This window comes from Enterococcus thailandicus (genome assembly GCF_001886265.1).
In the GTDB taxonomy this organism is placed as follows: Bacteria; Bacillota; Bacilli; order Lactobacillales; family Enterococcaceae; genus Enterococcus_B; species Enterococcus_B thailandicus.
The window spans coordinates 1-13,163 of sequence record NZ_JXLE01000027.1; the positions used below are offsets into that span (position 1 = coordinate 1).

At 40.7% G+C, this 13,163-nt stretch carries 8 protein-coding genes and 1 pseudogene; 3 read left to right on the forward strand and 6 right to left on the reverse strand.

All coding sequences use genetic code 11. From position 1 onward, the window contains the following. Positions 1-82: 82 nt before the first annotated feature. Positions 83-628 (forward strand): annotated as a pseudogene (locus RV17_RS12570) (ISL3-like element ISEfa11 family transposase); the annotation flags it as partial. Positions 629-826: 198 nt separating this feature from the next. On the opposite strand, the gene RV17_RS12575 reads toward RV17_RS12570, so the two are convergent. The 4 genes from RV17_RS12575 to RV17_RS12590 all read right to left on the reverse strand — a co-directional run bounded on the left by RV17_RS12575 (position 827) and on the right by RV17_RS12590 (position 7,907). Continuing rightward, positions 827-3,739, reverse strand: a complete 2,913-nt coding sequence (locus RV17_RS12575; RefSeq protein ID WP_071869400.1) for a glycoside hydrolase family 3 protein — start codon at positions 3,737-3,739, stop codon at positions 827-829. 228 nt (positions 3,740-3,967) lie between these two features. Then, a complete protein-coding gene (locus RV17_RS12580) occupies positions 3,968-4,981 on the reverse strand; it encodes a glycosyltransferase family 2 protein (protein ID WP_071869401.1) in 1,014 nt (337 codons plus the stop codon). Beyond that, positions 4,978-5,505, reverse strand: a complete 528-nt coding sequence (locus RV17_RS12585) for a GtrA family protein (protein WP_071869402.1) — start codon at positions 5,503-5,505, stop codon at positions 4,978-4,980. The genes RV17_RS12580 and RV17_RS12585 overlap by 4 nt, the downstream gene beginning before the upstream one ends. Next, entirely contained in the window at positions 5,502-7,907 is a 2,406-nt protein-coding gene (locus tag RV17_RS12590) for a glycoside hydrolase family 3 C-terminal domain-containing protein (protein ID WP_143139945.1), read from the reverse strand. Before RV17_RS12590 ends, RV17_RS12585 begins: the two co-directional genes overlap by 4 nt. A 203-nt stretch (positions 7,908-8,110) precedes the next feature. On the opposite strand from RV17_RS12590, the gene RV17_RS12595 reads away from it, so the two are divergent. Next, positions 8,111-8,818 (forward strand): LytR/AlgR family response regulator transcription factor, encoded by a 708-nt coding sequence (locus tag RV17_RS12595; RefSeq protein WP_071869403.1) that lies wholly within the window; start codon positions 8,111-8,113, stop codon positions 8,816-8,818. Continuing rightward, positions 8,819-10,123, forward strand: coding sequence for a sensor histidine kinase (locus tag RV17_RS12600; protein WP_186807810.1), 1,305 nt, complete (start codon positions 8,819-8,821; stop codon positions 10,121-10,123). A 33-nt stretch (positions 10,124-10,156) separates the two neighbouring features. Here the strand turns inward: RV17_RS12600 and glf are convergent, their stop codons facing one another. Then, positions 10,157-11,257 carry a UDP-galactopyranose mutase gene (gene glf / locus RV17_RS12605; RefSeq protein ID WP_071869404.1) on the reverse strand — a complete coding sequence of 367 codons (1,101 nt, stop codon included), beginning with the start codon at positions 11,255-11,257 and terminating at the stop codon, positions 10,157-10,159. A 217-nt stretch (positions 11,258-11,474) separates the two neighbouring features. Beyond that, entirely contained in the window at positions 11,475-12,749 is a 1,275-nt protein-coding gene (gene ltrA, locus RV17_RS12610) for a group II intron reverse transcriptase/maturase (protein ID WP_071869405.1), read from the reverse strand. Between the last annotated feature and the right edge of the window lie 414 nt (positions 12,750-13,163).

Consider the following 13,163-nt stretch of genomic DNA (forward strand, 5'->3'; position numbering starts at 1 on the left):
TATTCTTTATTTAAAACTTTGCAACAGAACCGTTTTAAATCTACTATCAAATAAGGTAGATTTAAAACTTTGCAACAGAACCGTCAAACACATGAATCAAGCGTTCAATGAGTTGCGTATCCGTGAAATGAATGAACTTCGTAAAGCAGGACAGAAAAGCCAAGCAGAAAAACTGAAAAAGAACTGGCGCTTTTTGCTAAAAAATCGTGCAAACATCAACCATTATGAATACAAAACATGGAAAAGTTTCCGAGCGCCAAAATACCCATTTCTTACTGAAGCAATGATGATTGATCGATTGCTTGAGTTTTCTGCGCCCCTAAAGGAGGCGTATCCCTTTTTTCATGAATTAGTTGAAGCCTTTCGAGACAAAGACCCTGACTTATTTTTCTCCTTATTGGCAGAACTTCCCGAAACGTTAGATGACGGCTTTCGAGAAAAGCTTCAAAACCTTCTTACCCATGAAGAAGGCATCACCAACGCAATGATCTATCCTTATTCCAATGGAAAAATAGAAGCGAAGAATACCCACATAAAGACAATGAAACGAGTATCCTACGGATTTAAATCATTCGAGAACATGAGAATTAGAATCTTTTTGATCAATCAATTAATCAATGTAAGATAACAAAAAAATCTGAGCCAGAATGTGGTTCATTCTGACCCAGATTTGATTTTACACAACTCATCAGTCCTTATTGACAAAGAGCCGGAAATTAAAACCAAAGTCAAACAAGCGACTAGACAGAAAAGTTGTCTAGCCGCTTGCCATGTTCTATTGATTTCACTTTACCAACACTAGTTGACAAAGAGCCCTTATTTTGATTTAGCCAATCGTTTTGCGTGCTTTTCTTCTATACAAGTAAATAATCAATGCTTGAACGGCTACAATAGCTGCTCCTACAGCAATATTGATTTTAATTACGGTTTGCTGCCAAGGCATCCATTTAGAGGCAGATTCGTAATTTTCATATTCACGACTGTTCACTACTGTGTACAAAATATTATGCGCTGCTGTTCGCATCGCTTTAACAGCTGTTGCACTTTCTGTATCGTCCAGACCTGCTCCTGTTTCACCCGTAGTTGACAGCATCATATCATTGCCGTTACGGATGGCTTTATCCGCATCCATGTAGCCGTAGCCGCCAAAGTAATCCGTTAAGACAAATCCGTTAAAGCCCCATTCTTCTCGTAAGACTGTATTCAGCAAAGCTGAACATCCACCAGCCCATTGATTCCCAATATAGTTAAAGGCTGACATTGCAGCATTCGCTCCGCCGTCCTTCACCGCCATTTCAAATGGTTTCAGATAAACTTCCCGAATCGCTTGTTCAGTTGACCAAGTTAACAGTAAATCCGTCCGATTCGTTTCTTGGTCATTCAAGGCAAAGTGTTTCATGTAAGAATAGACGCCTTTAGATTTTGCTCCGGCAATTTCGTTAGCCGCCATGACACCAGAAACAACGCCATCTTCTGAATAATACTCAAAGTTTCGCCCAGAAAACGCACTTCTATGAATATTCATCGCTGGACCGTACCAGCCAGAAATACCAATCTCAGCTGCTTCTTCACCGACCGCTTCTCCACGATCCTTCGCCAATTCTTTGTTCCAGGTTGCAGCAATCATCGTTGCCGTTGGGAAGGCTGTTCCCTTTGCTTGTACAAAGAAGCTGCTGATCCCAGCTGGTCCATCAAAGTCATAGGTTTGTAATTTGCCGACTGATTTAGCGGCAACGGTTTGGTAACCACCGTACGTGATCAAATTGCTCATGTCCCTCACAGTCATTTGATCCAGCAGCTTGTCCCATTTTTTATCCTCGTAATCCAAGCCAGCTAAATCATTTAACTCCATCCCATTTGATACACCTGTTTTCGGCATTTTATCTTTGTCATCATTTTCAATTTTGTAATCCTCTGCGTTAGTTAAGCCTTCCTTTTCTAAATCAGTCAATGGACGGCTTTCAGGTTTTGCAGTTGTTGATTCATAGTTGGAGAACGCATCCTTACGGCTCAAATAATCCACTTCGCCTGTAGTAAAATCTGCAAATTGATTTTCTGCTGCGATTCCATCGGTACTGCGTTTGTTTTCGCCACTGTAAGTAATTGTTCGCCCTAAAGTATAGGCTTTACTATCCAATGTTTCGTGAGAATTAGCTTTCAATGCAAGCGTATACTCGCCTTCTTCCAACACATACGCCTTAGCAGTTTGATTATCATAGGAAGCCATGTCCTCTTGGTTAAAGGAAACCGTTAGTGTTTGGCTTTCCCCAGGTTTTAATTCCTTCGTTTTTTCAAAGGTTAAAACGTTAGTGGCTGCTTTCTCAATTCCACCGTTTTTATATGGTGGTGTGAAGTACACTTGAACAACATCTTTACCAGCAACATCACCAGTATTGCGTACTGTTACATCAAATTCAATGGTTCCGTCACTTTTCGTTTTTAAGTCGCCCATTTTTTGTTCAAAGGTTGTGTAGCTTAAACCATAGCCTAATGGGTATTGAACTGCCTTCGAGTAGCCTTCTTGATCCTCTTGGTAATAGGTTTCGTAGAACTTATAGCCAACATAAATATTCTCTACATAATCCACAAATTTGTATTTGCTGTCGTCGTAAGCGAAATCACCAAAGTTGTTCCAAGTTGGTGTTGCTTTAAGATCATAAACAAAGGTATCAACGGTTTTACCTGATGGGTTAACAGAACCATTTAAGATATTTCCTAAGGCTGAAAAACCAGTCGCACCAGGTCCAGCCATCCATAAAGCCCCTTTGATATTGTCATAGTCATTTAACCAACCAAGCTCCATCGCATTGGATGAATTAATCAGCACAACAACATCTTCGAAATTCTCAGTGACTAAATCAACCATGTCTTTTTCTGTTTTCGTTAATTCCAGATAATGGTCGCCTTCTTCAAAGTCGCCTTCATTTCCTTTGTAAGTAATGCCTTTAGCCTTCATATCCGTTGGCAAATCTGCCCCTTCGCCACCGACACGCGAAATAACCACTACTGCCGTATTGGAGAAGTCCTTGGCATCATCAATTAATTGTTCAGAATAATCGCTTCGTTTAGGTTCTACTAGGGTCCAGTCCTGCTCCAACATACCAACTACTGGACGATCCTTACGATAGTCTGTATAAAAATCTGACAATTGATCATTCAGCTTAAAGCCTGCATCCTGCAAGCCACTTAAAATAGTCGTTGCATTGCTTGTATCCACATTTCCTGATCCAGTCCCGCCATACACAGGATTCGTGGAAGCCCAACCAAAAACATTCAAATTTTTCGTGTTTTCAGCCAGTGGAAGGTAATTGTCTGTATTTTTTAACAGCACTGTGCCTTCGTTGGCAATTTCTTCAGTCAGTTCGCCATTTTTCTTCAACGTAGCTGCACTGACGCTGTCTAAACTCGCATAATTTAAGTTAAACAAGTTTGCCATTGGGCCGAAGACAATCGCGTTTACTGTGATCATAATAGCAATCAGCATTGCAACCAGCGATTCACCTTTAAGCCAGAATTTGAATTTCCATTCTTTGTTTCGAAAGACAATTAAAGCGATAATTATAAGTACAAGTAAAACGACAGCAGGGATGAAGTAGACCGAAACCTTCTTAATGGTGGCATAAACATCGGCCATATTCAGTACGCCGTCTTGGCTTAGTTTGTTTAAATAGAATGCTGCTATACCGGCAATTGCTAAAACAATCACCAGAGGTATGAGTATTTTACCATACTTTTTCAATTTGTATCCCCTTCCATATTCTGAAAATTAACTTGCAAAGCCGATACCCATCGTTTCTCCTCGCTAAGATACACCGGTTTATCTCAGCATGAAAAACATATGTAACCCTTTACAATGCATAGTATAGCAACGGAATTGAACAATGAAACAACTCATTCATATCTTGTTGCTATTTATTCATAACTTGCTTTCAGCTCTTGTTAAACAGCTGAAAGCAAGTAGTGAACCTTAGTTAAACCCATAAACCCGTTTGGCGATCTGATAAGCACCAATCGCCGTTTTACGTCCCAGCTTACCTGGAAGATTGACCCCTAAACCAAATAATCCTCTTCGCAATCTTCTATATAATACCGGGTCACTTTCCTTGATAAATTCCCATAATTCCTGCTTTTTCTGCATACTGTCTGGTGAGCCTTCTTTAATCAAAAAGATCGAAGAAACCGTGGTAATAATTTCGACATACCGCTGCATATATTTCAACAGACTCTCGTCTTCCACCTCTGTATCTGAATAGAATGCCACCATTCGCTTATTGACCGCCAGCTGCTGATCAATTCGCTGAATCATTACTTGTTCATTGACCGATTGATCTTCTCGGCCGATAAAATAGCGATACAAATCCACATTTAAGTAATGCATCTGTTTCACTAACGGCAGCGGCTGAAAAATGTACAGGTTATCCACGTAAAACGTATGCTGAGGCAGTTTCAAAGCCAGTTCCTTTAAAATACTAGAACGATAAATCACCGAGTGCATCAGCAAATATTTCCCAAGTGGAAAACGAACATCCTCCCAAGAAAACCCTTGGTCAACAGGCAAAAAGGATTCATAAGAAATCACCTTCTTGTTCTTTACCCCTTGCTTTTCATACACATAATTGCTGATGAGCATGTCAATCAGGCAGCCATTGGCGACTGTTTCCGTCAGCTTTTGCAAAACCTGCTGATAGGCATTGGCATCTAGCCAATCATCACTGTCCACTACCTTGATATAGTATCCGGTAGCATGTTCGAGACCTGCGTTGATCGCCTGACCGTGCCCGCCGTTTTCCTGATGAACAGCTTTGATGGTTTCCGGAAAATAATTCGCATAATGATCGGCAATTTCTGCTGTGCGATCCTGTGATCCGTCATTGACAATGATAATTTCAACGGCTTCTTTTCCTAACAATAAGGAATTAATGCACCGTTCCATATAATTTGCCGAGTTATAGCAGGGAACGATTAGACTTAGTATTTTCATGATTCATTTTCTTTCTTCATTATTTTAAATTTCATCATTGGATAGTTTATCAGAACTTGAATAACAATGTTGACAATATTTGCAACTGTTGGTGCGAAGTTTCCAATGTACGGTGACAATTGAGCAATCACGTATGGCGGCAGCCAAACGGAGATCAGTCCGGCTACTGTAACTGTAGCAATATACCAAGGCAATACCTTTTTCACGTCAACGGTGGCAGAAAAGACTACCTTGCGCTGAACGATAAAGTTGACAATTTGAGCACAAATATAAGCAAGCAGAAAGCTTAAAAATCCGCCTAAACCGCCTTGCTGGGTTCCGTAATGAAAGATAAACCAATGAAAGGGAATGTTGCCCAATCCTGAAAAAATGATTCCGGTACCAAGCCAGAGCACTATAAAATTAGTGATCGTGGCAACATTGCTCATGATGTTGAATAAAATGAATTCATAGACATCTGGATGCTCGTATTTGAATTTTTTGACGATTTGCACCAGCTTATTGCTGGATTGACTTTGCTTCATATGCTTCCTCCTGTTGATTTTTTAAGCTTGCGATTGCGGAAAAATTGCTTGATTAACCCCGCAAAGCCTTTGAAAAAGTGACCGTTAACCATTACCAGCATTTCATCAACCATAGCTAAGCTGACCATTCCATTCGTCATTTTAGCAATTGCTCGAAACGGCATATTGGAAATAAATAGCAGATTCAGATCCGGCTTGCCTTTCTTTTCACTTCTTTTCAGCAGTACTCGAATAATGCGGTGTACCAAACGAGCCAAAGGATTCTTTGCCTGACTCATTTCAGCAATGATACTTGTTCGATTCAACTGACGTTGACCATTGCCTTCTTCTTGAGGAACCTTTTGGCCGTATAATTCTTCAAAATCATTCAAAGCAACCTCTTCAAGAGTTGCGGTCTGATATTTTGGTAGCAGCTCAGAGATTTCAGGTTCTGTTCCAGGAACTAACAACTTGCCTTCTAAACGAATATCTTGGGCTGAACTTGCCAGCATGATGGTGTATTCTCCAGACTCAGTTTTCCACGATCTGCTGTGAACATCGTAATAGCGAAAACTTTTGTCATCAAAGGTAAGTTCGATGGTTTGGCTTTCTTTCGGTTGTAAAAAGACTTTAGTGAATCCCTTCAGCTCTTTGGCGGGTCTTACTAATGGTGAATCAGTCTTGCCAATGTACAATTGAACAATTTCTGCTCCGGCTTTTTCACCAATATTGGTGATGACTGCCTTTACACCTGACTTGGTAATCTGCAGTTCACTGTATTGGAAACGTGAGTAGCTTAAGCCATAGCCAAAGGGATAGCGCACAGCTTTTTGGGCTGTATCGTAGTAACGATAGCCTACAAATAGTCCTTCCTTGTAGTAGACGTGTCTTCCCTTCGATGGAAATTCCTTGCCAAAAGGCACATCCTGATAAGAAAGCGGATAGGTTTCATTGAGCTTACCGCTAGGATTATGACGACCGCAAAGCACTTCCAGCATGGCGCTGGCTCCAGCCTCGCCTCCAAGGTAGCCATGCAAAATCCCTTGCACTTTATTTTCCCAGGAGCATTCCACAACAGAACCCGCCGACAAAGCAACCACGATGGGTTTTCCGACAGCCGCTAATTCTTGAATCAAGGCCAATTGATTTTTCGGCATGTCAATGGTTGAGCGATCCATTCCTTCGCTTTCCAAAATTTCGTCTAAGCCGGCATAAAGCAAAATTACATCGCTCTTTTCCGCTAGCTCAAGAGCTTCATTGACTAATTGATCATTGCTTTTTCCGCCACGCTCATATCCCTGAGCAAAGCCAGCAACGGTCAACGGATATTCTCCAATAACGTCTAAGGTTGTTTCCAAATTCTTCGCATTCACTACAGAGGACCCAGCACCCTGATAGCGAGGCGTTTGAGCGAAATCTCCGATAACAGCCACTTTTTTATCTGGTGCTAAGGGCAAAATACTTGCTTCATTTTTCAGCATGACAATACTTTCCATGGCAGCTTTCTTTGCCACTTCATGATGCTTCTGCCAATCAATCGTTTCATCAGCGGGCGAAACATCCACTGTATGAATGACCGATAACAATTCATCTACCCGCTGATCTAAAACCGCTTCGTCTAGTTCGCCCTTTTCTACAGCCTCCACTAATTCCAGCGTGCCGTTTTTACCCAAAGTCGGCATTGCTAAATGACTACCGTTTTTAACACCTGCTGTGTGGTCGTTATCGCCGCCCCAATCTGAAACAACAAAGCCTTCAAAGCCCCATTCTTCCTTCAGAATATCTCTTAGTAGATACGAATCTTCATTGGCATACTTCCCATTCACTAAGTTGTAGGAAGACATGATGGACTTAGGCTGGCCTTCTTTTACTGCAATTTCAAAGTTGGTGGTATAAATTTCTCTCAGCGTCCGCTCATCCACAATTGAATCTGAAGCCATGCGGCGGTATTCCTGACTATTCGCTGCAAAGTGCTTAGGACTTGCGATTGTCCCATTGGCCTGAATCCCTCGAATACTTGATGCAGCCAGTTTCCCTGCTAAATACGGATCTTCGCTGTAGTATTCAAAATTTCTGCCGCACTTAGGATTCCGTTTAATATTCAAGCCAGGTCCTAAAACGACATTTACACCTAAAGCCTTGGCCTCTTCACCAATACAGGTGCCAACTTGATAGACCAGCTCCTCATCCCAGCTGTTGGCTAAGGTAGCCGCTGTAGGAAAACAGGTGGCCGGCAAGCTGGCATTCAATCCTAAATGATCAGCTTCTCCCACTTGCTTTCTTAGACCATGAGGACCGTCAGACATAAAAATCGCTGGTACTACTTCTGGAATATCTTGGGATTCCCACGTGTTCTTGCCTGACATTAGCGAGGCCTTTTGTTCCAACGTGAGAGTGTCAATAATTTTTTTATTCTTCAGCATCTTACTCACCTTTTCAATTTATGCAATCAATTTACCATCAAAGGAAGCGGTAATAACTAGTTTCTTCATACTTTGACACTTTTTATTCATAACCTGCTATTTCACCCTTCCAAATGTGGAATTCTAAAAAACGACCTTGCTTTAAAAGCAACATTAATTATAATAAGTGGAAGTAGATTGAAATCTCGGGGAGGATAATTCTTATGAAGATTGCCATCGTAGAAGATGACATTCAACAACAAAACTGTTTTATATCACTAGTTGAGAGGTATACGGCTGAAAACAATTTACCTGTCAGCATCACTGCCTTTAATGATGGAATTGAGATTATTGAGCAATACAAAGGGGATTTCGATGTTATTTATTTCGATGTTGAAATGCCGATCATTGATGGGATGACGACTGCAAAAAAAATCCGAGCAATTGATCCCGATGTTGCGATTGTCTTTCTCACAAATTACGTACAATTTGCCATTGATGGGTATGCGGTGAATGCCGATGACTTTTTATTAAAGCCTTTAACATATTTCAATTTTAGTGAACATTTCAAAAAAATTGTCGGAAAGTTATCAAATAAGACCGACGAAACCATTACTATTAAAACAAACTCTGGTATACGAAAACTTTTATTAGAGGATTTGATTTATGTAGAATGTGAAGGGCATTATTTGTATTTTTACACTAACGATCAAGTCTATTCTCTACTTGGTTCAATGAAAAATTTTGAAAGCGAATTAAAGCCAAAGAACTTCTTCCGCTGCAATAATTGTTATTTAGTTAATTTAAAGCATGTGAAAGCAGTCGATGGCAGCACCGCACATGTCGGCAGGTTTGATCTGCGAATCAGCCGTCCCCGCAAGAAGGATTTCATGACTGCTTTAACGAATTATTTAGGAAATGGAGGAATCTAAGTGAACGAGCTGCTGCCGAACATTCCACGCTTTTACACGGCAATCGCTGAGTGGGTGGCTTGTATCTTTATCATTCTTCAATTTGACAGACAAATCTGGAAGCAGAACGCTTTATTAATTCTGCCCTTCATGGGAGCAGGCCAAATTATTCTGCAATTAATCGTTGGTACCTGGCCGTTGCTGTTTTGGATTCCAGGAATGATCCTGAATGTTTTGTGGATGCTGCTAACTCTTTATCTGACTGTAGATATTTCTAAATTCAGTTACTTTTACAACTTGTGCGAAGCCTTCATCTTTGCTGAGTTTATTGCTTCTGTCTCCTGGCAGCTGTTTTGCGTTCTGTTTTTAAGAACAACGGAGCATGTAGCGGTACGCTTGGGATTCATGCTTATGATGTACATACTTTTGTCCCTGCTGTACTACATTTTTGAAAAAAGAAGTCCCCACCAGATTGTCTTAAAGAACATCAAAAAAAGAGAGGTAGTTATTGCCGCTCTTTCGGCAATTATCATCTTTACCGTCAGCAACATGGGATTCATGTTTTCACAAGCCTTTCTAGCTGCCGGCGATGGGCAATCGATTTTTATCTTTCGTACCTTCATTAATCTGTGTGGATTATTGATTTTGTACATTCAAGAAGGTATGCGGTACGATATCTATTTAAGAAAGGAGCTTTCCTCGATTAACAATGTCTTGCAGTCGCAATATGAGCAGTACGAAGCCTTCAAAGAAAGCAATGCGCTGGTCAGCCAGAAATTTCATGATTTAAAGCATCAATTGGATATTATTGAAATGGAGCCGGATCCGGCTAAACGAAAAGAGTATGTCAACCAATTGAAAAAGGATATTACACACTATCAGGCTAGCGTTAAGACCGGCAATGCGATTATGGATGTCATACTGACTAGAAAAAACAGTTTTTGTATTCAAAATAAGATCACCTTTACCTGTATTGTAGACGGAAAATTGTTGGATTTTATCGAAGTGATGGATTTGTGCAGCTTGCTGGGGAATGCCTTAGACAACGCAATTGAATCCACTTTAAAAAATGTTGATACAGACAAACGATTGATCCATTTACGGGTAGAAAAAAAGGCCGGCTTTTTGCTGTTCTTGCTAAACAATTACAGTGAAGATCGATTGTCTTTTGAAGATGGTCTGCCAAAAACCACTAAGGATGACAAGGAATACCACGGATATGGGATAAAAAGCATTTCCTATATTGCCAACAAATACGATGGCACCATGACTATTAGCCACGAAAACAATTGGTTCTCTTTAAAGGTCTTATTGCCGATCTCCTAATAGAAACAGCCAGCGAATTCGCTGGCTGCTTTTTTATGACTCTTTTGAAGCAAGGCTTAGTGCCTCATCGATCACCTGATGCATATCAAAATAACGATACATGCCCAAACGCCCACCAAAAATCACGTGTCCATCTTGATCTGCCAACTGTTTGTACTGCTGATAGGTCTGCTGATTTTGATCGTTATTGACCGGATAATAAGGTTCGTCTCCTTTTTTCCAAGCCTTGGGGTATTCTTTAGTAACGATGGTCCGCTCTTGGGTACCGAACTCAAAATGCTTATGCTCAATAATCCGCGTGTAAGGAGTCGTCTTGTCAATGTAATTCACCACAGCATTTCCCTGAAAATTGTCAGTTTCCAGCGTTTCGTGTTCAAAAGCCAGCGAGCGATACTCTAACTCGCCATAGCAATAGTCGTAATATTCATCAATCATACCGGTATAGATGACCTTTTCGTAATCTGCCAGCCACTGCTCCTTTTGCTCCATGAAATCAGTGTTTAGCTGAAGCTGGATATTTGGATGATCCAGCATTTTTTCAACAATCTGAGTATAACCGCCAACAGGAATTCCTTGGTACAAATCGTTAAAGTAATTATTGTCGAAGGTCAAGCGTACTGGCAGGCGCCGGATAATAAACGCCGGCAGCTCTGAACACGGTTTGCCCCATTGTTTTTCTGTATATTCTTTAATTAAGGTTTCGTAGATATCCTGCCCGACTAACGAAATGGCTTGTTCTTCCAGGTTTTGCGGTTCCTGATTGTGGGAAAGTCGACTTTGCTGGGCAATTTTTTCTTTCACTTCCTGAGGTGTCTTCAATCCCCATAGAGCATAAAAGGTATTCATATTAAAAGGCAGATTGTACAGCTTGCCTTTACTTAAAGCAACGGGTGCATTGGTAAATCGGTTAAATTCTGCGTATTGATTAATAAAGTCCCAGATTTTTTTGTTGGATGTATGGAAAATATGGGCGCCATATTGATGAACCTGGATGCCCTCAGTTTCTTTAGTATAAATATTTCCGGCAATATGCGGACGTTTTTCCAGTACGGTTACTTGGTGACCTTTGGCTGCCATCTGGCTGGCAAAAACGGCACCGAACAACCCGCTGCCCACTATTAAATAGCTTGTCATCACTTTTCCTCCCCAAATCATTATCACTAAACAGCCTATCATAGTTTGAGGTGATTTTCTATAGTTTCTAGCTAAAGTGGTGATGGATACCGTGCCTGTGAATTATTTAAAGGATTATTCCACTTGTCCTTTGGGCAATCGAGTAGAGGGGAAAGTTAACTAACTCTCCGCCCCTCTCACACCACCGTACAAGCCGTTCGGCATACGGCGGTTCAACTTATATTTCAGTATGTACGTTTAGATAATAATCTAAAGCAAAGGGGATTCCTCTTTGCTTTAGTCGTTTAGTAGATAACGCTCTATGAACAACTTTGGATAATCCAATAAACCGGTACCCTTTTCGACAGTACGTTAAGCCTTTTGCCTCTTCTTCTGGTATCCCTAACTGAACCAAGGATCGAATTCTCTTCTTATTATTCTTCCACTGTTTCCAGATAATCACTCGTATTCTTGAACGAAGTTTTGCATCTATTTCTGTGAGTTTTCCTTTCATTTTCGCTTTGCGAAAATAGTTTACCCACCCATAAACGACTTCTTTGAGTTTCTTTATTCGTTCATCGAGAGAAATACTTCTGTTTCTCTTAGTGAGCTGGCGGAGTTTTCGCTGAAATTTCTGGATGGATTTCTTATGTGGTTTTGGTTGATAATTCTTTGCCTGACGATCATAGTAAAAGCCAAAACCTAAGAATTTCGTTTGATTCGGACGACTTATCTTGCTTTTTTCTGCGTTGACAATCAATCCCAATTTCTTTTCAATAAACGCCGTGACAGACTGTAATACCCGCTTCGCTGATTTCTCGCTTTTGACAAAAATAAGACTATCATCTGCGTAGCGAACAAAATGGAGACCTCTTGATTCTAGTTCTCTATCTAGCTCATTTAACATAATGTTACTCAACAGTGGGCTAAGATTCCCGCCTTGCGGCGTACCGATAGGGGTGTCTTCATAGTTTCCATTCTTCATTACACCACTTACCAGATACTTGCGAATAAGAGAAATCACATCGCCATCTTCTACTGTGTGTGAGATAATTCGCATCAGTTTGTCATGATGGACGGTATCAAAAAAACGTTCTAAGTCAATATCCACTAACCAATCATATCCGTTGTTCATATAGTCCAAAACTTGGATAATCGCCAGTTCACAACTGCGATTTGGTCGAAAACCATAACTATACTCACTGAATTGTTTTTCAAACAGCGGGGTGAGAATTTGACTAATCGCTTGTTGGATAACCCTATCCACTACTGTGGGAATACCTAATTGACGCATTTTTCCATTTTCTTTTGGGATTTCAGCTCGTAAAGCTGGTTGTGGCTTATATTTACGTTGGCGAATTTGAGAGCGAAGCTCTTCTTTGTGTTCCCGAAGATAGGACTTCAACTCTTCAACCGTAACACCATCCACTCCACTTGTCCCTTTATTACGGTAAACGCGTTTGTAGGCTTGGTTCATGTTCTGATTACTCAGGATTTGTTCTAAAAGTTCCATACTCGTTTCTCCCTTCCTTTCACGTGGCGAAAGACTGTCCTCTATTGACTATTCTTTGAGATACGCTCATACCTTCATCATTAACACATTCAGAACTCTATCTTTCGTGCATTCGTGGTGTAGAAACACTATAAGTTGTTCAGTCCTTCATGAAAAAAAACTTTCACTACTATGACTTCAGCTGACTTCTCACGATAAACCTTTTTCGACCGATTTTCTTATTAGGGGACTCCTCAATCGTTCGTGAGACCTCCCAGGGTAAAACAACTAACTTTCCTCTTTTACTCGCCTGATCTACCCGATAAGGTTACGCACATCTTTTGGACTTTGGTTTGTATTGGAACCTTATACATTGATTGTACTTATCCTCTTGAATAAACCCCTGGATAGGCTACAATTAACTAGACAGAAAAA

Coding starts and splice junctions, on each gene's coding strand:
- RV17_RS12580 (WP_071869401.1), bottom strand. CDS start 4,981: ATGAAAATACTAAGTCTAATCGTTCCCTGCTATAACTCGGCAAATTAT.
- RV17_RS12585 (WP_071869402.1), bottom strand. CDS start 5,505: ATGAAGCAAAGTCAATCCAGCAATAAGCTGGTGCAAATCGTCAAAAAA.
- RV17_RS12590 (WP_143139945.1), bottom strand. CDS start 7,907: ATGCTGAAGAATAAAAAAATTATTGACACTCTCACGTTGGAACAAAAG.
- RV17_RS12595 (WP_071869403.1), top strand. CDS start 8,111: ATGAAGATTGCCATCGTAGAAGATGACATTCAACAACAAAACTGTTTT.
- glf (WP_071869404.1), bottom strand. CDS start 11,257: ATGACAAGCTATTTAATAGTGGGCAGCGGGTTGTTCGGTGCCGTTTTT.
- ltrA (WP_071869405.1), bottom strand. CDS start 12,749: ATGGAACTTTTAGAACAAATCCTGAGTAATCAGAACATGAACCAAGCC.